Source organism: Cohnella nanjingensis (assembly GCF_014212125.1).
GTDB classification, from domain to species: domain Bacteria; phylum Bacillota; class Bacilli; order Paenibacillales; family Paenibacillaceae; genus Cohnella; species Cohnella nanjingensis.
In genome coordinates this window covers 142050-161869 of the sequence record NZ_JACJVP010000047.1, presented here as the reverse complement: position 1 = coordinate 161869, position 19820 = coordinate 142050, and the positions used below count along the sequence as shown (strand labels likewise).

The 19820-nt window shown below is 58.3% G+C and carries 20 protein-coding genes and 1 tRNA gene; 12 read left to right on the top strand and 9 right to left on the bottom strand.

What is annotated here, in order from left to right; genetic code table 11:
• From H7C19_RS28160 to H7C19_RS28150, 3 genes are all read left to right on the top strand, one after another.
• Window positions 1-2387, top strand: a 2387-nt coding sequence (locus H7C19_RS28160) for an efflux RND transporter permease subunit (protein ID WP_185672412.1), incomplete at its 5' end; no start/stop codon positions are given.
• 34 nt (window positions 2388-2421) lie between these two features.
• Window positions 2422-3318 (top strand): TetR/AcrR family transcriptional regulator, encoded by an 897-nt coding sequence (locus tag H7C19_RS28155; RefSeq protein ID WP_185672411.1) that lies wholly within the window; start codon window positions 2422-2424, stop codon window positions 3316-3318.
• 130 nt (window positions 3319-3448) lie between these two features.
• Window positions 3449-3982 (top strand): Crp/Fnr family transcriptional regulator, encoded by a 534-nt coding sequence (locus tag H7C19_RS28150; protein WP_185672410.1) that lies wholly within the window; start codon window positions 3449-3451, stop codon window positions 3980-3982.
• On the opposite strand, the gene hmpA is transcribed toward H7C19_RS28150, so the two are convergent.
• A complete protein-coding gene (gene hmpA / locus H7C19_RS28145; RefSeq protein WP_185672409.1) occupies window positions 3937-5163 on the bottom strand; it encodes an NO-inducible flavohemoprotein in 1227 nt (408 codons plus the stop codon). The two genes, H7C19_RS28150 and hmpA, sit on opposite strands and share 46 nt — an antisense overlap.
• A gap of 163 nt (window positions 5164-5326) precedes the next feature.
• Entirely contained in the window at window positions 5327-6463 is a 1137-nt protein-coding gene (locus H7C19_RS28140; protein ID WP_185672408.1) for a Gfo/Idh/MocA family protein, read from the bottom strand.
• A gap of 116 nt (window positions 6464-6579) precedes the next feature.
• Between H7C19_RS28140 and H7C19_RS28135 the strand changes: the two genes are divergently transcribed.
• Complete coding sequence (locus tag H7C19_RS28135; protein ID WP_185672407.1) at window positions 6580-7458, top strand: AraC family transcriptional regulator; 879 nt, start codon at window positions 6580-6582, stop codon at window positions 7456-7458.
• Window positions 7459-7997: 539 nt separating this feature from the next.
• Here H7C19_RS28135 and H7C19_RS28130 read toward each other — a convergent pair.
• Both H7C19_RS28130 and H7C19_RS28125 read right to left on the bottom strand, forming a co-directional pair.
• On the bottom strand, window positions 7998-8999 hold the full coding sequence (locus H7C19_RS28130; RefSeq protein ID WP_313732028.1) for an aldo/keto reductase: 1002 nt from the start codon (window positions 8997-8999) through the stop codon (window positions 7998-8000).
• 155 nt (window positions 9000-9154) lie between these two features.
• Window positions 9155-10030 carry an aldose epimerase family protein gene (locus H7C19_RS28125; protein WP_185672406.1) on the bottom strand — a complete coding sequence of 292 codons (876 nt, stop codon included), beginning with the start codon at window positions 10028-10030 and terminating at the stop codon, window positions 9155-9157.
• A 303-nt stretch (window positions 10031-10333) separates the two neighbouring features.
• On the opposite strand from H7C19_RS28125, the gene H7C19_RS28120 reads away from it, so the two are divergent.
• The 3 genes from H7C19_RS28120 (at window position 10334) to H7C19_RS28110 (ending at window position 13593) form a co-directional block, all read left to right on the top strand.
• A complete protein-coding gene (locus tag H7C19_RS28120) occupies window positions 10334-10966 on the top strand; it encodes a TetR/AcrR family transcriptional regulator (protein WP_185672405.1) in 633 nt (210 codons plus the stop codon).
• Complete coding sequence (locus tag H7C19_RS28115) at window positions 10963-12243, top strand: MFS transporter (protein WP_185672404.1); 1281 nt, start codon at window positions 10963-10965, stop codon at window positions 12241-12243. Before H7C19_RS28120 ends, H7C19_RS28115 begins: the two co-directional genes overlap by 4 nt.
• 174 nt (window positions 12244-12417) lie before the next feature.
• Window positions 12418-13593 carry a phosphodiester glycosidase family protein gene (locus H7C19_RS28110; protein ID WP_376775450.1) on the top strand — a complete coding sequence of 392 codons (1176 nt, stop codon included), beginning with the start codon at window positions 12418-12420 and terminating at the stop codon, window positions 13591-13593.
• Window positions 13594-13709: 116 nt separating this feature from the next.
• Here the strand turns inward: H7C19_RS28110 and H7C19_RS28105 are convergent, their stop codons facing one another.
• Window positions 13710-14318 (bottom strand): DUF3298 and DUF4163 domain-containing protein, encoded by a 609-nt coding sequence (locus H7C19_RS28105; RefSeq protein WP_185672403.1) that lies wholly within the window; start codon window positions 14316-14318, stop codon window positions 13710-13712.
• A 140-nt stretch (window positions 14319-14458) separates the two neighbouring features.
• On the bottom strand, window positions 14459-15421 hold the full coding sequence (locus tag H7C19_RS28100) for an SPL family radical SAM protein (RefSeq protein ID WP_185672402.1): 963 nt from the start codon (window positions 15419-15421) through the stop codon (window positions 14459-14461).
• 189 nt (window positions 15422-15610) lie between these two features.
• Between H7C19_RS28100 and H7C19_RS28095 the strand changes: the two genes are divergently transcribed.
• From H7C19_RS28095 to H7C19_RS28080, 4 genes are all read left to right on the top strand, one after another.
• Window positions 15611-15686: transfer RNA gene (locus H7C19_RS28095), tRNA-Thr, on the top strand.
• A 122-nt stretch (window positions 15687-15808) separates the two neighbouring features.
• Window positions 15809-16081: a YolD-like family protein gene (locus H7C19_RS28090; RefSeq protein ID WP_185672401.1), complete on the top strand. Its 273-nt coding sequence runs from the start codon at window positions 15809-15811 to the stop codon at window positions 16079-16081.
• A gap of 180 nt (window positions 16082-16261) precedes the next feature.
• The gene (locus H7C19_RS28085) at window positions 16262-16690 is read left to right on the top strand and encodes a MerR family transcriptional regulator (RefSeq protein WP_185672400.1); all 429 of its coding nucleotides are present in this window, start codon (window positions 16262-16264) and stop codon (window positions 16688-16690) included.
• Window positions 16687-17298 (top strand): NADPH-dependent F420 reductase, encoded by a 612-nt coding sequence (locus H7C19_RS28080; RefSeq protein WP_185672399.1) that lies wholly within the window; start codon window positions 16687-16689, stop codon window positions 17296-17298. The genes H7C19_RS28085 and H7C19_RS28080 overlap by 4 nt, the downstream gene beginning before the upstream one ends.
• 218 nt (window positions 17299-17516) lie before the next feature.
• Here H7C19_RS28080 and H7C19_RS28075 read toward each other — a convergent pair whose 3' ends face one another.
• The gene (locus H7C19_RS28075; protein ID WP_185672398.1) at window positions 17517-17837 is read right to left on the bottom strand and encodes a metal-sulfur cluster assembly factor; all 321 of its coding nucleotides are present in this window, start codon (window positions 17835-17837) and stop codon (window positions 17517-17519) included.
• 269 nt (window positions 17838-18106) lie between these two features.
• On the opposite strand from H7C19_RS28075, the gene H7C19_RS28070 reads away from it, so the two are divergent.
• Window positions 18107-18388, top strand: a complete 282-nt coding sequence (locus H7C19_RS28070; RefSeq protein ID WP_246469857.1) for a hypothetical protein — start codon at window positions 18107-18109, stop codon at window positions 18386-18388.
• Window positions 18389-18875: 487 nt separating this feature from the next.
• Here H7C19_RS28070 and H7C19_RS28065 read toward each other — a convergent pair whose 3' ends face one another.
• Entirely contained in the window at window positions 18876-19067 is a 192-nt protein-coding gene (locus H7C19_RS28065) for a hypothetical protein (RefSeq protein ID WP_185672396.1), read from the bottom strand.
• 210 nt (window positions 19068-19277) lie between these two features.
• Window positions 19278-19760 (bottom strand): CcdC family protein, encoded by a 483-nt coding sequence (locus H7C19_RS28060; RefSeq protein WP_185672395.1) that lies wholly within the window; start codon window positions 19758-19760, stop codon window positions 19278-19280.
• Window positions 19761-19820 lie beyond the last annotated feature (60 nt).

Here is a 19820-nt window from a genome sequence, read left to right as displayed (position 1 = left end):
TTGCTCCTGCCCCCGGTGCCGGCGGCGCGGGCAATGGCGCAGTCGCGGCACCGGGGGCAGGAGCAACGCCGGGCGCAGGCGCGGCCGCGGGCATCCCGACCGTGAAGCTGAGCGAGCTCGCGAATGTGGAGCTGGTCGGCCAAGCCGAGTCGATCTCGCGCACGAACGGCAAGGAGTCGATCGGCATCCAGATCGTGAAGTCCAACGATGCCAACACGGTCGATGTCGTCAACGCCGTGAAGGACGAAGCGGACAAGCTCAAAGAAAAGCACAAGGATCTGAACATGACGGTCCTGCTCGACCAAGGCAAGCCGATCGAGAAGTCCGTCGAGACGATGCTGAGCAAAGCGCTGTTCGGCGCGCTGTTCGCGGTCATCATCATCCTGCTGTTCCTGCGGAATCTGCGGACGACGCTCATCTCGATCCTATCGATCCCGCTGTCCCTCATCATCGGCGTGCTGCTGCTACAGCAGTTCGACATCACCCTGAACATCATGACGCTCGGCGCCATGACCGTCGCGATCGGGCGCGTCGTCGACGACTCGATCGTCGTCATCGAGAATATCTACCGGCGCATGTCGCTGTCCGGCGAGAAGCTGAAGGGCAAGGAGCTCGTCCAGGAAGCGACCCGCGAGATGTTCATGCCGATCATGTCGTCCACGCTCGTCACGATCGCGGTCTTCCTGCCGCTGGGCACGGTCAGCGGCATGGTCGGACAGCTCTTCCTGCCGTTCGCGCTGACGATCGTGTTCTCGCTGCTCGCCTCGCTGCTCGTGGCGATCACGCTCGTCCCGATGCTGGCGCACACGCTGTTCCGCAACGGCGTGAAGCCCGGCAAAGCGAAGGCCCACGACGACAATCCGGGCCGTCTCGGCACCGCCTACCGTCGCTTGCTCTCTTCCGCGCTGCGGCACAAGGTCATCACCGTGCTCATCGCGGTGGCGCTGCTCGTCGCGAGCCTCTTCCTCATCCCGGTCATCGGCGCGAGCTTCCTGCCGGCCCAGGAGGAGAAGTACACGATGATCACCTACTCGCCGGAACCGGGCGCGCTGCTCTCGGACGTGGAGCAACGCGCGCTCAAAGCCGAGGAGTACCTGCTGAAGCAGCCGGACATCACGAACCTGCAATATTCGGTCGGGGGCAGCAATCCGATGTCTCCGGGACCGTCCAAGTCCGGCCTGTTCTATCTGCAATTCAAGGACGACACCAAGGACTTCGCGGACAAGAAGACCGCGATCGTCGACGGACTCAAGTCGGTGGTTAAGGAAGGCGAATGGGGAGAGATGGACTTCTCAGGCGGCGTCGGCGGCAGCAAGTTCAGCCTGAGCGTCTACGGCGATTCCTTGAACGAGATCCAGCCGATCGTCGATCAAATCGCAGATCTGATGAAGCAGGACGCTTCGTTCGCGAAGGTCGACACCAGCCTTTCCAAGACCTACGATCAATACACGCTGGTCGCCGATCAGGCGAAGATGAGCCAATACGGCCTGACGGCCGGACAGCTCGCCATGAAGCTGATGCCGGCCCGCCAATCGACGGCATTGACTACGATCGAGCAGGACGGCAAGAAATACAACGTATACGTCACCGTGGAAGGCACCGAGTACGGCAGCATCGCGGATATCGAGAACGCGGAGCTGCAATCGCCGCTGGGCGTCAAAGTTCCGATCAAGGACGTAGCCAAGGTCGAAGAAGGCAAAGCGCCGAACTCGATCGCCCGCGAGAACGGCCGGATGGTCGTCACCGTGAGCGGGGACATCACCTCGTCGAACGTAGCGAAGGCGTCCTCCGATCTGCAAGCCAAGGTCGATAAGCTGCAGAAACCTGCGACCGTCGAAGTGAAATACGGCGGCGTCACGGAGCAGATCAACGAAACGTTCACACAGCTGGGACTGGCGATAGTCGCGGCGATCGCGATCGTCTACCTCGTGCTCGTCCTGACGTTCGGCGGCGGTCTCGCGCCGTTCGCGATCATGTTCTCGCTGCCGTTCACCATCATCGGCGGCCTGGTGGCCCTGTGGCTCACCGGAGAGACGCTGAGCGTCTCGGCGCTGATGGGCGCGCTCATGCTGATCGGGATCGTCGTCACGAACGCGATCGTCCTCATCGACCGCGTCATTCACAAGGAGAAGGAAGGCCTGTCGACCCGCGAGGCGATTCTCGAAGCGGCCGGCACGCGTCTTCGCCCGATCCTGATGACGGCGCTCGCGACGATTGGCGCGCTCCTGCCGCTTGCCTTCGGCTTCGAGAGCGCGGGCATCATCTCCAAGGGCCTGGGCGTCACCGTTATCGGCGGCCTGGTCAGCTCGACCTTGCTGACGCTGGTCATCGTGCCGATCGCGTATGAAGTGCTGATGAAGCTTCGCCGCAAGCCCAAAGCCGAATAAAGCCGGCAATCGGGGAGAGGAGAGTTGGACGGCGTTGAGCGACAAGAAGGTTCAGATCATCGAAGCGGCCATGCGCTGCTTCTCCCGCAAAGGATTCCACGCGACTTCGATCCAGGAGATCGTCGATGAGCTCGGCATGGCGAAGGGATCCATCTACTTCTACTTCAAGTCGAAGGAAGAGCTGCTCCAGTCGGTGTTCTGGCATTACGCCGAACGGATGATGTCCGGCATGTCGGTACTGCCGGAGGAGCGGCATCTGCCCCCGCGGGATCAGTTCAGACTGCAGCTCAAGCGCCGTCTCGCTTTTTTCCGGGACAACCGGGAGCTCCTCCTCATGCTGGTGCGCGAGCCGCATCCGGCGACGAACCAGCAGGAGACGTTCAAGCTTATGCTCGGGATTCGCGCGCGGACGCTGAAATGGAAACAGCAGCACATCGAGGCGATCTACGGCCCGAGCGCCCGGCCTTATGCATGGGAGGGCGCGGCGCTGCTGGGCGGCATGTTCCAAGAGCTCATGCATACGTACATGCTGGGGCAGCCGCCGTTCGACGGAGACCGGATGATCGACTACCTGCTGCTGCGGCTCGACGATATCATGGATGGCCTGATCGGCCGCGGCGGAGCGCCGCTCATCGACCCGGAGGTAGCGGAGATCGCGATCGACGATTCCCCGACGACGGGTGCGGAGCAGGAGATTCGCCGGCTGATCCGCGAGCTGCTTCGGCTGGCTGAACAGTCGGACGAACGGGAGATCGGCGCGGAACGGCGGTCGGATATGGTCGGCGTCGCTTCCCGGCTGGAAGACGAGCTGACGAAGCCGATCCCGGACCGCTTCATCGTCCGCGGCATGCTGGCCTACATGAAGGAGCTGGCGATACCCGCATGGCGGGAGCCCCTCGAAGCGTTGGTCAAGAAGATGCACCCGCAATAAAAAAGAACAGGCTGTCTCTGCCGCGGACCGAATGCCGCGGAGGGACAGCCTGTATTTGTTGGCGGCGCTCGCGCGTAAACGGATGTGCCGCCTGTTACAATATAGACAACGAAAGGATAGGGAGGTTCGCATGATCCTGCACAAGAGCGAGACGCTCTTCCGCCAAGGCGAATCGGGTTCGTTGTACCGCCTAAGGAGCGGTCTGCTGAAGATCGTCCGCCTGCACGGCGACGGCAATCAAGTCCTGGTGAACGTTATCGTACCGGGGGAGATTATTCCCCATCACTCATTGATTAGTCCCAATCCTTACTACGGGACGGCCATCGCGCTGACCACCTGCGAAGTCGACATGCTGTCGGCTCCCGATTGGTACGGGGAGCTGGAATCCAACCCTCAGCGCTGCCGGGAGATCGCCCTGCTCCTGCAGGACAAGCTGCGGATGATGCAGCAGCGGTTGGACCAGCTTACCGAAGTCGCTCCGGCGGAGAAGCTGCGGAAGCTTCGGGCTTGGTTTCGTTCGTATTATGCCTCGGCCGACCTAATCGAGCTGCTGACGCAGGACGAGATCGGTCAATTCATCGGCCTTCGCCGGGAGACGGTGAATCGTCTCTTGAAGGCTCACTCCGCATCTGAGAGCCGAGCGGCCGGGCCGAAGAACTCGTAGTGCATGTCGGCAGCCGGGATCTCCCACTTGCGCAGAAGGCGGGATACCGTCCGCATGAAAGGCAAGGGACCGCAATAGTAATAGCTTGCATTCCGGTCTGGCACGATCGATTGTAGCCAGGAGAGGTCGATATAACCTTCTGCGTGAAAGGCGTTCGACGCCCGATCCCGGTCCGTTGGATTGCTGTAGCACCAGAAAGCGGCGATGTTCGAATGGTTGCGGACGAGCTCTTCCACCGCTTCCTTCAAGGCATGCGAGTCTCCGTTCCGCGCCGCATGGATGAACGTCACTTGGCGGTGCGGATCGGATTCGGACAAAACGTTCAGCATGCTAGCCAAAGGCGTGATGCCGACTCCGCCGCTCAGCAGGACGACTGGGCGTGCATCTGCGCGATCCAGAGCGAAGTCTCCCGCGGGCGCAGAGATCCATACGACGGATCCTTCCTCGATCTGTTCGTGCAAGTAATTCGATACGAGGCCTGCGGGCCGGCCCGGAGCCGAATCCTCCCGCTTCACGGAGATGCGGTAGTACGCTTTGCCGGGGGCGTCGGACAGGCTGTATTGTCGGATATGCGTATGCGCCTCTCCTGGAATCTCCGCCTTCAAGCTGAGGTACTGCCCCGGTTCGAAACGGGGGAGGTCGCCCCCGTCCCGAGGGGCGAGGTAGAACGAGGCGATGACGTCGCTCTCCCGGACTTTCCTGGCCACGGCGAAGGCGCGATAACCCTGCCAGCCGCCATGCCGCTCCTTGGCTGCCCCGTACATCTCAGACTCGACGCCGATAAACGTATCTGCGATAACGCCATAGGCTTCCGTCCACGCTTGGAGAATTTCGTCCGTCGCCGCCTCGCCGAGTACGTCCTTGATCGCGGCAATGAGGTTCTGTCCGACGAGGGGATAATGCTCCGGCAGGACGCCGAGACTGCGATGCTTGTGGGCAACGGATCGGACGACGGGGAGGATCGTATCGAGCCGGTCGATATGCTTGGCCGCTTCGTACACGGCGTTGGCGAGCGCGGCTTGCTGACTGCCCTGCTCCTGATTCGCTTGATTGAACAGATTCAGCAGATCGGGATGCCGTTCGAACAACCTCTCGTAGAAACGCTTCGTAATGGACGTTCCGTGGATCTGCAGGACCGGCACCGTAGATTGAATGATTCGGATCGAACTCTCGCTGAGCACGCTAATTCCTCGCTTTCTCTACTTGGCTGCCCCAAGTATAAGCCAGGCTGCTCATCCGCTCCTGTGATTGCGATCACACCGAATTCCAACAATCTGTGACCGATCCTCACGGCGTCCCGCCTTCGAATGTCCGCTCGACGGGAGGCGAGGCAAGCCTTTATACTCAATTCATGGCGCCCTGAACGGCGCGCAGCTCGTTCAAATCCTGGTACATGCCGGTCTGCTGCGCCTCCTTGGCCTTCAGGCACAGAAGCGCGCTCACGAGGCCGTCTTCCAGCGTGCTGATCGACGGACCGCGGCCGCGCATGACGTCGACGAAGTTCGCGGCCAAGCCGAGATCCCCGCCGAAGTGGCCTTCTCCCGAATCGAACCGGTAACGGTCCACCCGCGGTTTGTGGTGGTGATGGACGGTCACTTCCCCGGTGACGAAGTCGAACGAGACCGTGCCCTTGTAGCCGAGGAAGGTCGCGCCGCGGGCGGCGGCGCCTCTGCGGGCGAAGAAGTTCTGCGAGTAGGAGACGTGCATGCCGCCCTCGTAGCGGATGAGCGCGCTGCCGGAATCTTCGTTGCCGGTGTCCTCGGCGAAGCAGCAGTAGGCCCAATCGTCGGCGTTCGGGGTCCCGACGGTACTCTCCGCGCAGGTGCGGTTCTCTTCGCAGTCGGCGCAGCGGAGGCCGGCCGGCTTGTTGCCCTTGAAAACCTGTTTGGACGCCATCGCGCACACCGAGACGGGCCGGCGGCCGAGGACGTAGTTGATATAGTCGAAGTCGTGCGTCGCCTTCTGCAGGAATAGGCCGCCGGTCTCGGACTCGTCGCGGTACCAGCTGTGATAATAGACGCCGCCGTAGGGAACGTTGTTAACGGCCTGGACGTGCTCGACCGTCCCGATCGCGCCCGAGTCGACGATCTCTTTCACCATCTGCACGATGGCCGTCAGCCGAAGCGGATGGGAGACGACGACCGGCGTGTCGTACGTCCGGGAGGCCTCGTCGAGCCGCGCCCAATCCGCCAAAGTCGTGGCGACGGGCTTCTCCATGTAGAGCGGGATGCCGGTGGGCAGCGCCTGGAGCGCGTAAGGCGTGTGCAGCGAGCAGCGGGTGCCGATCAGCAGGCCGTCGGGCGCTGCCCCGTCTAGGAGCGCTGCGAGCGAATCGTAGCGCGGGACGGGCGCGCCTCTGTCGGACGCTTCGGGAGCGCCGGGATCCACGATGCCCGCGATCCGGCAGTCCGGGTCGTGCCGCAGAATCTCGCCGACGACGGTCTGCATGCGCAAGCCATAACCGATAATGCCTAATTTCATCCGAATCAGTCCTCCGTATGATGGGTTCTTGAAATCCATTATAGGAGGATGCGGACGCCGGCTCTTTGACCGAAGAGCCATAATATTGGACGTTTTCGCCGAAGGAGGGAGCGGATATGGACTTTATTCGCACGACGCTGCGGGAGACGCTCTCGATCCGGCAGATCATCACCATGTATTACTTCGAGTTCGCGCGCAACTACGTCTTCCATGGGGAACGGCATGACTTCTGGGAATTGGTGTATGCGGACAAAGGCGAGATCACGGTGGGGGCGGACGAGGAGACGCGCGTGCTGGAATCCGGCAGCGTCATCTTCCACAAGCCCAACGAGTTCCACAGCTTTCACGCCAGCAGCGGAACGGCGCCCAATATCATCGTCGTCACGTTCGATTGCCCGTCCGAGGCGATGCGACGCTTCGAAGGCCGGGTCTGTCGGCTGCGCGACGAGGAGCGGAATCTGCTTTCGGGCGTGATCAAGGAAGGCATGCGGGCGTTCCGCTACCCATTCGAGCACCCGCTGGTTCGCCGGGAAGACGCGCCGGTCGGCGCGGAGCAGCGTCTGGGAATCTATCTGGAGCTGCTGCTGCTGGAACTGCTCGGCCGGATGGACGAGCCGCGGGAGGAAGAGGCGGAGCGGCTGCTCACGCCGGCGCAGGCCAAGGAGAACGCCGAGCTGGTGCGGCACGTGATCGCGTACATGGAGCGTCACATCGGACGCACGCTGACGCTGGAGGAGATCAGCCGCGAGGCGCGCGTGACGAAGACGCGGCTGAAGGAAGCGTTCAAGCGGCAGACGGGGTATGCCGTCATGCACTATTTTATCCGGTTAAGGATCGACCGGGCGAAGACGGCCATCCGCGAGCAGGCCGCCAACTTCTCGGAGATCTCCGAGATGCTCGGGTTCAGCAGCGTCCACGTCTTCTCGCGTACGTTCAAGAAGACGACGGGCATGACGCCGACCGAGTATGCCCGCTCCGTGCAAGCGCGCGTGTAGAGGCGGGGGGAATTAGCGCCTCGGCCGCGCTTAAAGCGGATTTTCCGCCTTAAATGGCTGAAAGTTCGCGCCTCGCCGCGATTAAAGCGGATTTTCCGCCTTATTCGCCGGAAGTGTGTGCCACCACCGCGATTAAAGCGGGTTTTCCGCCTTAATGGCTGAAAGTGTGCGTCTCGGCTGCGAGTAAAGCGGGTTTTCCGCCTTAATGGCTGAAAGTGCGTGTCGCCGCTGTGAGTAAAGCGGATTTTCCGCCTTCATCGCCGGAAGTGTGCGCCTCCACCGCGCTTAAAGTGGATTTTCGCCTTAATCGCCGAAAGTGCGTGTCACCACCGCGATTAAAGCGGGTTTTCCGCCTTCATCGCCGAAAGTGCGTGTCACCGCCGCGATTAAAGCGGGTTTTCCGCCTTAATGGCTGAAAGTGCGTGCTCCCTCAGAGGTCTACAAAAAAAGCATCCAGCCGGAATTTCCGGCTGGATGCTTTTTCGTTACAGGCGCGTCTATAAGAGTCTTCCGCAGGCCGTTCGCGCCCGCGCCCAGCACTAAACCTTCGCGCCCGCGCGCAGCGACAATTCCTCGAGCTCCGCCAGCTCGTCAGCGGCGAGCCGGAACGTCATGGCCCGGACATTCTCCTCGGCATGCTTTGCCTTGGAGGCGCCAGGGATGGCGAAGACCGTGTCGCCCCGGGCGTGGATCAGCCAGTTCAGCGCGGCCTGGGTCGCGGAACCGCCATAGGCGGCGCCGATCCGTTCGAGCGCCTCGATGAGCGGGGCGCTCTGCGCGAGGGCGGCGGGCCCGAGCGAGTTCATCATCCTGCGCAGGCCCTTGACTTGATTCGCGAGCGCGGGCTGCCGGTGGAACTTGCCGCTAAGCAGCCCTTGCTCCAGCGGAGAGTAGGCGATGATCGCGCAGCCGAGCTCCTGCGCCGTCTCCAGGATGCCGTTTTTCTCGATCCGGCGGTCGAGCAGATTGTACTTCACCTGGTTCGAGGCGAGGCGCAAGCCGAACGTGCGCAGAACGCGGTCGGATTCGCGCATTTGCTTGGCGCTGAAGTTGCTGACGCCGACATTCGCGATCATGCCGCGCTCGACGAGCTTGGCCATCTGCCGCATCTCGCTGGCGACCGGGGAGAGGGACCAGGGCTGGTGCACCATATAGAGGTCGATCCGCCGGCCGCCGAGCCGACGCTGCCGCTCTGCGATCGTCTGCGGGATGTTCGCTGCGGTACGCATCGCAGGCCACCATTTTGTCGCGATATGCGAGCCCCGCGCCAAGTCTCCCGCGGCGGTCAACGCTTCGTCGAGCGCCTGCTCGGACTCCCCGCGACCGTAGATTTCGGCCGTGTCGAACCAGTTGATGCCGCCTTCGAGACTGACCCGGACGATCTCCTTGGACGCCTCGTCGTCGATCGCGTTCCAGAAACCCCCGATCATGCCTTGCCCGCGGCTGAATTGCCAGCAGCCGAGCCCGAGCGGCGACAGCATCATTCCCGTCGGCCCGAAAGCCCGCAGGCGCGACCCCGTTTGCGTCATCTTTTCCGCCACCTTCACCCCTCCTTATTTCGCTACGTCCAACGAGCTTGCGGCCTGGCTTCCCTGCCTTCCTGGCCATTAACCATCCGAATCATCAGGTCCGCCTCGAAGACATCTCCCGGCCCGGCATCAAGCCTTCTCGAGGGCCAGCCACGCTTGCCCGGCCACTAGACCAGCTCAATGACCAGATCCGCTTCGAAGGCATCTCCCGGCGGGACCAGGATGAGGTCTTTCTTGCGGTTGAGCGCTTCGTTCAGCGCCGTCCACGGCTCCACGCACACGAAAGGCTTGCCCTCTACGGCCCAGAGCACGACGACCTTGAAGGCTTCGCTGTAGCTGAGCTTGACGCGGCGGCCTTCGCCGAGCGGGAAAGCGATCTCCGGCGACTTCGGATCGAGCAGGGCGACCGACTCCACGAGCCCGTTCAGATCGACCGAGCCGGTGAACGGCTTCACTTCGTTGTCGTTGTAGTCCAGCGTCTTCGTCGCATCGGATGCGTAGGCGAGGTTCTTGTCGTCGGTCGCGAAGTAAGGGTGGAAGCCCGCCTGCACCGGCATCTCCCGCTCCGACAGATTGTTGTAGGATTGCTCGAGGAGCAGTTTGCCGTCCTTCAGGCGGTAGTTGAAGTGCAGCTCGAATTCGAACGGATAGGCCTTCAGCGTCTCCGCGTTGCTCTGAAGGGCGATCGTGAGCGAAGCTTCGCCGTCCGTCCGCGAATGGACGACCTCCCACGGAGAAGTGCGGGCCACGCCGTGATTGCGCATGGCGTAGGTAACGCCCTCCCACTCGTATTCGCCTCCGCGAAGTTGGCCGCAGATCGGGAACAGCACCGGAATGCCGCCGCGGATGTTCGCTTGGGGGTCGAGGAAGGTGGCGCGGTCCAGATAGAGCAGCTCTTTTCCGTGCAGCCGGCAGCCGATCACGATCCCGCCGCGTTCGGGGCAGATAAGGACGCGGGAGTCCGTCGCGGCCTCCTTCAATTCATAGATCACGTACGTGTCGTTGAAAGGGTTAACTTCATAAGCTGGTGCGTTCGCGTTCAAATGCGTTGACCTCCGAAAAGTGAATTAGTCGTTCAAAAGGGTTGTCAGCCACCGCAAGGTGTCGGGCCGAATCCCCGGGCAAGCGGTTTTACTAGGTATTTTAACAGAAGCGAGAGCCCAGGGTCCAAAGAATTGAAGGAGATTTCCCGACACCTGGACCGATCGCCGCTAGCCTTATGAAGCTTACTTTGTTAAATGACGATTTTCGGTGTTTACAGCGACACGCGTGTCATTTATTATAAAAATATGGAAAATGACATGAACGTCATTTTAAATGCATCATCCGGAAAGGATGCGAATGCGATGTCTCCCAAAGTTAGCGAGGAGCACCGGGAAAGTAAACGCAGAGAGATCCTGGATGCTGCCGTTCGCGTCTTCATTCGTCAAGGCTTCCCGGCTACGACGATGACGGACGTCGTCGAGGAGAGCGGACTCAGCCGCGGCGGCGTATACCTGTACTTCTCCGGCACGGAAGAGATGTTCCTGGCCATCGTCGAGGAGGTGGAGCTGGCGAACGAACGGCAGGCCGAAGAACTGATGGCCCAATATCCGACGGTATGGGGCGCGGTCGCGGCGCTGTTCATACATCTGCAGGAGGAGCTCGTCCGCGTCCGCGAAGGATTAATCCCGGTCATGATCGAAGCGTTCGTCATGGGTTGGCGCAAGGAGGTCTATACGGACCTGCTAGAGCGGAGATACGAGCAAGGGACCTCCCGGATCGAACGGATGCTGCAAGTCGGCGTGGACAACGGCGAGTTCCGTCCCCGCCTGCCGATCGGGACGATCGCCCGGATGTTCAGCTCGATCAACGACGGGATCATGGTCGACACCATGCAGTTCGGAGCGGAGGACGCGCGGACGCAGGAGCAGATCGGCGGCTTTCTCCTATCGCTCCGATATTTGCTTGGCGCATGTGAAGAGGAGGAGAGACCATGAGCGCCTTGTTCCGCAATCCCAACTTTACGCGCATGTTCCTCGCGACGGTCGCGTCCCAACTCGGCACGATCGTGGGCAACATGGCGTTCGCCTTTTATCTGCTCGACCGCTTCTCCTCGCAGCCCGGGTACGCGTCGCTCGCGGAGCTGATGTATTCGTTGCCGACTTTGTTCGTATTCTGGGCCGTCGGCGTCGTCGCCGACCGTTTCGACCGGCAGCGGATCGCGGAGCATGCGGGCTGGATTCGCGTAGGGCTGACGGTCGTCCTGATCGCCACGCTGACCGCAGGCTGGCTGCCGGCCGCCTTCGCCGTGCTGTTCCTGCGCAGCGCCGTCTCGAAGTTCTATTATCCGGCCGAGTCGGCGATGCTGCAGGGCATCCTGAAGCCGGACCAGTATGAACAGGCCTCCGGGCTGAATCAGACGGTCATGGGCGTCTTCACGCTGCTGAGCGTCGGGATCGGCGCGGCGGCGTATCACACGATCGGGATCATCGGGGCCGTCGCCACCGACGGAATCGGACTCGCGCTGTCCGCCTGGCTCATCCGCAGCTGCCGGATCTCGCAGGAGGTGCGGCTGCCGAACGGCAAGTCCTCTTGGCGTACGATTCGTTTCCGCGAGGTGCGGAACGACTTCACCGAGGGCTTGGGCTATATTCAGCGGAAGCCGCTGCTGCTCGCGCTCGTCAGCGGATTCCTGCTCTTCGGCCTGCTCAACGGAGGGTTCGCGGTACTTCCGCTGTATACGATGAAGTATAAGCTCGCGCCGGACCATTACACGTTCTTCTCCTCGCTGTTCGCGGTCTTCTTCGGCATCGGGATGCTGCTCGGGAGCATCGTAGGGGCGGCGATCGTCAAAAAGTGGCGCCCCCACCTCGTCATTCCCGCGGGTCTGCTGGCGACCAGCTTGCTGGGCCTCGTGCTGCTGTCGGCAACCGATCCTTGGATGTACCTGGGGACCATTCTCGTCATCGGCTTCACGATGGCGCCCGTAAACGTCGCGATCGGCGGCTGGATGCCGTCTCTTGTCGATCCCCGCCAGATGGGGCGCGTCTCCGCCTGGAACGATCCGCTGCTGATGCTCGGGCAATCCGTCGCCTTGGGCTTGATCGCTTGGCTATATCCGCACGCCATGAGTCTGAGCTTCATCTATGTATCGCTCTCCGTCATTCTGTTCCTATCGTTCTTCTTCTATGCCGGCACGCTTCCACGCTTGCAACGGAAGGCATTGGCGGAAGGGGCGGCCGGAAGTCAGTCGTCGGTCAGCTCGGCTATGTAGCCTATAAAGATTCTGTCATTTCCGGGGAAATGCCGTCGAACTTCCGCGCCGAACCGGGCGGAATGACTTATTTTTGCAGAAGTTACGCAACAACTGGGGAGGCAGCATCGTCTATTGTATGGCATCATTCGATTGTCATGCAGAAGAAGGAGCGTGGGTCCCATTCCCAGCCATATCGTCACACCGCCTTCCCCGGGTCCCGGGCAAGGCCGCCAGCCCGCTCCCGGCGCATTGCCGCCGCGCAATCGGGTCACACAACGCAAACGCAAACGGCCAGGATTCTGGGCATGGCTGCTTCGATTGTTCGTGGTTGGCATTGTCGTTTTTGCGGCATTTCTCGCCTGGTTCTTCCTGACGCCGTCAGGGAACTCTTGGCGCTATCGAGCGGCGGATACGCTCATCACGACCCAGCACCGGCATTGGGCGAAGTATCTCATCGGCCAGAAGGGGTTGGAGGAGCGGGTCGCCGAATATATGAAGCAGTTCGAAGCGATGGGCGAAGAACGTCAGAATACCGAGATTCAGCTTCCCGGCAAAGACGGGGGCAAGGACGTGAACGCCGCCGGCTCCAGTGCCGATCAGCCTCTCACCAGCATCGAAGAGGTCGACGGCAAGGGCTTCCACGGCTTTGTCTTGACGGTGACCGATCCGACCAAGGTACGGCTCGTCGTCCCGAACAAGGTCGGACGCGGAGAGCTGGTAGGCAGCATGGTGAAGCGCACAGGCGCGCTCGCCGGCGTGAATGCGGGCGGCTTCGCCGATCCGAACTGGCAAGGTAACGGCTTCCAGCCGATCGGCCTGGTCATCACGCAGGGCAAGATCTACTACAACGGTCTTGGCAGCGACAAGAGCGTCCAGATCGTCGGTCTCGACAAGCAAGGCAAGATGATCGCGGGACGCTATTCGATTAAGGAGCTGCTGAATCTCGGCATCTCCGAAGCGGTGAGCTTCGAGCCCCGGCTCATCGTGAACGGCAAGGGATTGATCAAGAACCACGCCTCCGGCTGGGGGATCGCTCCCCGGACGGTCATGGCGCAGCGGGAAGACGGCGCGATCCTCTTCCTCGTCATCGACGGCCGTCAGCCGGGGTACAGCATCGGTGCGGACCTGTACGATTGCCAGCAGATCCTGCTGGAGCGCGGCGCCGTCATCGCGGCCAATCTGGACGGCGGTTCCTCGTCTATCCTCGTGACCGAAGGCGGCGACATCATGAACAAACCTTCGTCCAAGTCCGGTAAAGGCCGCTACCTGCCTACGGCGTTCCTCGTCTTCGACCATCCGGAATCGGTGCAAGTGCCTAATATCTGGGCCGGCCTGAAGCCGGGCGACATCGACGCCAGCAAGTGGTAAACCTGCCGATTTGATATCGTGCAAGCGAACGGCCCGAATTAACGTCCATAGCGACGGAGATTCGGGCCGTTCGTACGTTTGGGAAGGGTGCCGGGCGCCGGGTTGCCCGGGTGCGATCAGTACATCAAGATGCCGAGCGGGCCTTCCTCGTCGATGAGGTCTTGAATCTGGAACACCGAGATCGGGAAGTAAGGGAATCCCCATGCATAGGGAACGATCGCGTACAACGGGAAGTAAATGACGAGCGATTTGTCGGCGATATAGAAGTCCTGGTCGTCCGTGATGCCGGGATACTTCTCGAGCAGGGGGAGCTTTCGCGCCTTGATCTGGGCTTGAATGATGGCGTTGAGCTTCTTCTTGTAGTCGACGCCCGGCTTGAAGAGTTCTCCGAGCTTGTAGGAGCGACCGGTATCGGCATCGAACGTGAGCGACTTCTGCAGCGTATTGCCGTGCGCGCCGCCGGTGAAGGCATAGTTGAGGAGGGAGAGGCTGAGCACGCCGCGTTCGTTCGTCTTGATCTCGAAGGTGCCGTCCATCTCTTGAATGTCGGAGGAAGGGTAGCCTTGGGCTTTCTGCAATTCGGATACGGCGTTCGCGATCGTTTCGTTCATCTTTTTCCGCGCATCCTCGCTCGTTCCTCCGGTTACGACCGGCGCGTTCTGCTTCAACGGCGGTTTATTCGTGGTTGCGATATCGATAGGGAGCATTAAGGTCTGGCCGTTCATCGTCATTCCCCTTTGCGGTAGGCGTTTACCACCACAGCTTATGCAAAGGGGAAGGCGGGCGTTCGCTGAGGGCGAATCGGCGTAGAATCGTCTGCACGGGGACTAGTTAGCGCGATCCGAACCATCGTCGTAGCGGCTGGTTAGAAGAGCGTGAGCTGAACAGGGTGGCAGGAAGCCGTCTCCGGCGCGCCGGACGTGCCGCCCGGCTGCATCGTGCGGGCGCTGTCGCCCTTCGGGACATCGGACTTGCCGATGTGGCGAAGACCGTGGCGCTTCATCTGCTCGTCGATCCGGGCGTAGACGGGACGGCGCACGGCATCGGGCAATCGCGCCGAATGCCAGTACAGTCTCCCGTACGCTGCGACGAGCTCGGGATGGGAGGCCCGCAGCGTGGCGAAAAACCAGGACTTGACCTCCGGCGTCGACAGCCGGAGGAAGGAAGCCATCATCTCGCGGACGCCCGCTTCGCGCAACGCGGCGATCAACGCGTCGGTCTCTTGCTCGCCATCGGTCAGATAGGGAAGGACCGGCGCAACGAAGGCGTGCACGCGAATGCCGGCCTCGCGTAGCTTGCTCATGCAGTCGAGCCTGCGCGCCGGGGAAGGCGTAGCGGGCTCGAACGTGCGCCAGATCCCCGTGTCCAGCGTGTGTATGCTCATATTGACGGATGCGCCGGGCATCCGCCGCAGCAGATCCAGATCCCGCAGCACGAGCGGAGAGCGGGTGGTGATGCTCGCGCCGACCCCGAAGTCGGCGAGCACCTCCAGACAGCCGCGCGTCAGCCGCGTCTTGCCTTCGAGCTGCTGGTACGGATCCGTCGCCGTTCCGATGGCGACGTGCCCGGGCAGCTTGCGCCGGGCTTGCATGCGGCGGAGCTGTTCGCGGAGAATGGCGGGCGCGTCTTCCTTCCAGAAGATGCGGCGCTGAAACGTATCGTCGGCCGCTTCGCCCAGGAAGGCGTGCGTGCTGCGGGCATAGCAGAAGCTGCAGCCATGCTGGCAGCCGCGATAAGGGTTGAGCGACCAGTCGAACGGCATCGAAGGCGCGTTCACGGCGTTCAGCATCGTCTTGGCGGCCATCGGTTCGTACTGAGTCGGGTTCATCGTTTGCAGCTCCCTATCGTCAAAATGAGAACATACGTTCCATTTCCGATCATAACAAAGGGAGCGCCGCATGTAAAGCCGGCGTCCCCTGCCAGTGTATGGCATCGCGCACGTGCAAAAAAACCAAAAAAAACCAGCGGAAAAAAGCTTGACTATTCGCTCGAAAATCAGTATTCTATACAAGTGCTCGCTGATGTAGCTCAGCTGGTAGAGCAACGCATTCGTAATGCGTAGGTCGGGGGTTCGAATCCCTTCATCAGCACCACTTAACTGTTCAAGCGTAGCGCGGTTTCTCGGGGTTCCGGGAACCGCGCTTTTTGCGTTCTGGATCGAATTGGCCCGTATAACCAGCAGGTGTCTCAAGCAGCCGAGAAAGGAGCGAGCGTCATGCCGCCCGTATCAAAACCGGGGAAGAAAAACAAAATCAAGCGCCCGACACGCGATGAATTCGAGCTGGAGGAATTGGGTGAAAGGCTCGTTGAAGCGCAGCAGGAAAAATCCGAAGTTGCTTTGACCGTATGGGGTGTAGAAGAGGCAGTCAGGGGAACGATCGTGAAAATGGATGCTCGAACGAGACTCGTCCACGTTCAAAGCTTCGGGGAAGTGACCAAGGTACCGTTCATGGATATTATGAGAGTAAATCATGGTTATGATTCTTGATGACATGGACAATTGCGCAAATATAAGCCAAGAAGCCTCTAGAAGTATCTGAGGCTTCTTTTTTATCGGCGAACTGCTTTTTCTTGCTGAACTAATGGGCAGATTAATGCAATGATTATAGGTGTTGACTTGGAGTCGACTCCAGCGGTTAGAATATGGAAAGAAAGGTGGTAATGAAAAATGTATACGATCCGGCAAGTTGCCGAGCTTACAGGATTTAGTCCCGATACCCTGAGATATTACGAAAAGATCGGTTTATTAAAGTCGCCCCAGAGAAGCTCAGGCGGGGTACGTACGTATAGCGACGACGATGTTCATCTAGTGACATCTTTAAATTGTCTAAAGAAAACCGGATTATCGTTAGAAGATATTAAGGAGTTTATTCAGGAAGGACAATGTTTTGAGAATCATTCATCAATCTGGGATCTTAACGACATTGAAACGTTATCGGGTCGAAGCAAGATTCTTTCAGAGCATTTGAACAGCTTGGAAAAACAACGTCGAGAACTGGACAACATTATTAAACAAACAAAAGTGAAGTTAGATTATTACAATGACATTTTGAATGGAACTATAAAATTAGAAGAAGCAAAGGAGATTTCAAAATGAAAATTGCTTCTATTGGTTCAGGAAATATGGGTGGAACATTAGGGAGACTGTGGGCCGCACACGGACATCAAGTGATGTTCGGCTCACGCGACCCGCAAAGCGATAAAATACGAACTTTGCTCCAAACAGCTGGGATGAACGCTCAAGCAGGAACGGTGCAGGAAGCAATTGCTTTTGGTGAGGTTATCCTTCTGGCGGTTCTACCTACCGAAGTTGAACGGGTCCTGGGAGAAGCGGGGGATCTTAACAATAAGATCCTTATCAATTGCACAAATCGCTTAGATGGAAAATCCGCAGATATGGAAGTGCTTCGACAAGCAAAAAATGCCCGAGTTGTTAGAACTTTTAACACACTTCCATGGGAAGTACTGGCGAATCCTCAATATGGTCCAATTAACGCAACCGCGTTTCTGAGCGGCGATGATTCCGAGGCCAAGGGAGTTGTCATCCAGTTATCTCAAGATATCGGCCTTGATCCAGTGGACGTTGGTGGTTCAGCAAACATGGAGAAGATTGAAACAGCCATGGGTACACTTTGGAGCATACTCTCCCCAAAATTTGGACGTGATTACAGTTTGCGAATATTGAGACGAGATACAGACGAATAGTTTTGAGTAGAAATTAACGGCAACAATGAGTATTTAATCCACACTTGACTAAATGTATTGTTGACTTGACTCCTTTCAACGAACAAAAATTGCTACGCTAACTGGGAACGATAGCTGAATTAAACAATGAATAGGCCACCGCGGCTCAACACGGCGGCCTTTACTGAAGTAACGGGCAGGTTGATGTCGGGATGTGGGCAAAAATAACCGCCTCCCGGCTACTGCTGCATCGACGCGCGATGCGCCTTGATTTCCTCCCTGGCCTGATCGTTCATATTAGCGGGCGTCCATCTCGGTTCCCATACGAGCTCGACCTTCGCTTCGTGGACGCCGGGGACGCTTGCCACAGCTTCCTTCACCTGGCCGACGATTTCGTCGGCCAGCGGGCATTCGGGAATCGTCAGCGTCATTTCGATTTCCGCCGTTCCGTCCTCGCTGACCGATACGTGATAGACCAGCCCCAGATCGACGATATTCGCCCCGACCTCAGGATCGTCAACCTCTTCCAAAGCTGCCCAAATCGCATCTTCCTTCACCATCGCACATCGTCTCCATCTCGAGGTTTCCGGGGTTCGCGCAATTGCCCCGGGCTTACTGTATAACGTTTCCAGAAGGCAGCCCGTTTATGAGAGACAACAAATCCGCCCATCGGTCTTTGACGGGATCAACCGGCTGCTGCTGTTGCTGCGTATGTGGTATCCATACATTATTAAGTGAGCTTTCTAACGCATGACGATAGTTCAATATCAAAACGGCTGCCGCGGGGCAGCAGTCATTGCGCTAACGGGCAGATTAGTTTAATGGTAAAATGTTGGTAAAAGAAACTTTTGGGGGTATTGAAATGCGAATGTACGCCCTTCTTAGAGAGCCAGTTGATAACATTAGGAAGGTAATGATTTACGACTCAGAGAATGGCGTTTATGCTTTTTTGTATGATACACAAGAGAATAAGAGTGGAATCGCGGACTTTTGGTTTGAAACACTTGATGATGCTATGGCTTATTGCAATCAGGAACTCAAGGTAATTGAGGAACAGTGGATTGTGATAAACGACCCAAAAGAAGGGGAACAACACGATATTATTTACTAAACTAACGGGTACTATAGCTCAATAAACATCAGGATGAGGCTGCTGTAAACGACTGCAGCCTCATTACGCTTCCCACGCGTCTCATCCGTTCCTCTTTAGGCTGAGCATTCCACGCCGACAGCGCAGCATCCCGCAGCCACCGGCGCCATTGCCCTTCCCTCTTCGAATTCACCTCAGCTTTGCGGCATGAAGGCGAATGCCTTGATGCCAGCTCTGCTTCGTCAGTCACGATTGGAGCAAAAAAGCACGCCTAGCCGGGGCTAGACGAGCTCTAAACGATGTATAAAAGAACCCAGTCACGTATATTTTGATGTTTTCATCATATTTAACTGGGTACGTCTTTACTTCGATTTTTTTTGTACGCCAGTTCTTCCTTGATCGTTCGGGTCGTTAGATCGTGATGTGGTATGCTTTGGATTGTTTTTATCGGATTTTTTGCTCATGTTAATCGTTCACCTCCTACGACAGATCTGCAGCCTGCATTTCACTAAACCCCTCGTTCTTTACTATCGATGATCTTGTCTAACGAGGTATGCGCATCACGGTTTGCCGCTTTAGCAATTTCACGATCCGTTTCGCTTCCACCTTGGATGGTATCCGTTGCATTTGCCTGCTGCTTCAATTGCTCTTCAACTTGTCCTATCCCATGCGCCCCTTGATGATTCCGGCTTGTAGACATTGTTATTACCTCCGTTAACATTTTTGGAAATTCCCTAACTTATTTTTTGTTGGTCGAACCCGGGACTGCAGAATCGTGATTGTTATTCCAAACCTTCGCAGCCCATAGCTGCCATAAAAAGTATGTCCCGTTGGTTAAACAGTAATCCGAGAACGAAGGAAGCAGATTCATCCAGTCATGATGAAAAGCGGTTGCCTAGGCAACCGCTTTTTAGTTACTCCGGACAGGATTCGACTGGTTGACCACGCGTCGAAATTTGATAAACGAAACGACCCTCCATGGAATGAGATAGCCAAAAGCGACCATCATAAAAAGTGCCATTTTGCCTTGGGGATCTATATCGGAAAGCTCCTGACGAAGAGCAAACCGAATAATCAAAATGCCTAAGAAAGCAACGATAAACCCCCAGTTTTTCTCCGCATAAATCAGCTTGTCTTCTCTCACCTCGTAATTGGTCGTCCAAATTAAGGGGATTGAGAACACGATGCCAAGTCCAAAGGCTGCCGCAAAAGCCCATGCCGGTTCGTTCGCGGTTGGGTTAAGCAGAAACGTCACTCCAGGAAGGATAAATAGGAGAGGAATCAACATTCGGATTCCGCTGCCTCGTATTGGACGGTACATGCTTCTGGTTCTTCTCCATAATACCAAAGCCGCTATAGCAGCAATCATCACATAGAAATTGTTTCCGTTCATTCGTTCAGCCCACCCTATCTATTGGATACTCTTATCTTAATAGCCGAGACCTGTTATGAG

What these genes read in the sequence shown, in the direction of transcription:
- H7C19_RS28140 (WP_185672408.1), bottom strand. Translation starts at nt 6,463, where the DNA reads ATGAAATTAGGCATTATCGGTTATGGCTTGCGCATGCAGACCGTCGTC.
- H7C19_RS28150 (WP_185672410.1), top strand. Translation starts at nt 3,449, where the DNA reads ATGATCCTGCACAAGAGCGAGACGCTCTTCCGCCAAGGCGAATCGGGT.
- H7C19_RS28100 (WP_185672402.1), bottom strand. Translation starts at nt 15,421, where the DNA reads ATGAACCCGACTCAGTACGAACCGATGGCCGCCAAGACGATGCTGAAC.
- H7C19_RS28115 (WP_185672404.1), top strand. Translation starts at nt 10,963, where the DNA reads ATGAGCGCCTTGTTCCGCAATCCCAACTTTACGCGCATGTTCCTCGCG.
- H7C19_RS28060 (WP_185672395.1), bottom strand. Translation starts at nt 19,760, where the DNA reads ATGAACGGAAACAATTTCTATGTGATGATTGCTGCTATAGCGGCTTTG.
- H7C19_RS28120 (WP_185672405.1), top strand. Translation starts at nt 10,334, where the DNA reads ATGTCTCCCAAAGTTAGCGAGGAGCACCGGGAAAGTAAACGCAGAGAG.
- H7C19_RS28085 (WP_185672400.1), top strand. Translation starts at nt 16,262, where the DNA reads ATGTATACGATCCGGCAAGTTGCCGAGCTTACAGGATTTAGTCCCGAT.
- H7C19_RS28090 (WP_185672401.1), top strand. Translation starts at nt 15,809, where the DNA reads ATGCCGCCCGTATCAAAACCGGGGAAGAAAAACAAAATCAAGCGCCCG.
- H7C19_RS28105 (WP_185672403.1), bottom strand. Translation starts at nt 14,318, where the DNA reads ATGAACGGCCAGACCTTAATGCTCCCTATCGATATCGCAACCACGAAT.
- H7C19_RS28075 (WP_185672398.1), bottom strand. Translation starts at nt 17,837, where the DNA reads ATGGTGAAGGAAGATGCGATTTGGGCAGCTTTGGAAGAGGTTGACGAT.
- H7C19_RS28135 (WP_185672407.1), top strand. Translation starts at nt 6,580, where the DNA reads ATGGACTTTATTCGCACGACGCTGCGGGAGACGCTCTCGATCCGGCAG.
- H7C19_RS28070 (WP_246469857.1), top strand. Translation starts at nt 18,107, where the DNA reads ATGTTGGTAAAAGAAACTTTTGGGGGTATTGAAATGCGAATGTACGCC.
- H7C19_RS28080 (WP_185672399.1), top strand. Translation starts at nt 16,687, where the DNA reads ATGAAAATTGCTTCTATTGGTTCAGGAAATATGGGTGGAACATTAGGG.
- H7C19_RS28065 (WP_185672396.1), bottom strand. Translation starts at nt 19,067, where the DNA reads ATGTCTACAAGCCGGAATCATCAAGGGGCGCATGGGATAGGACAAGTT.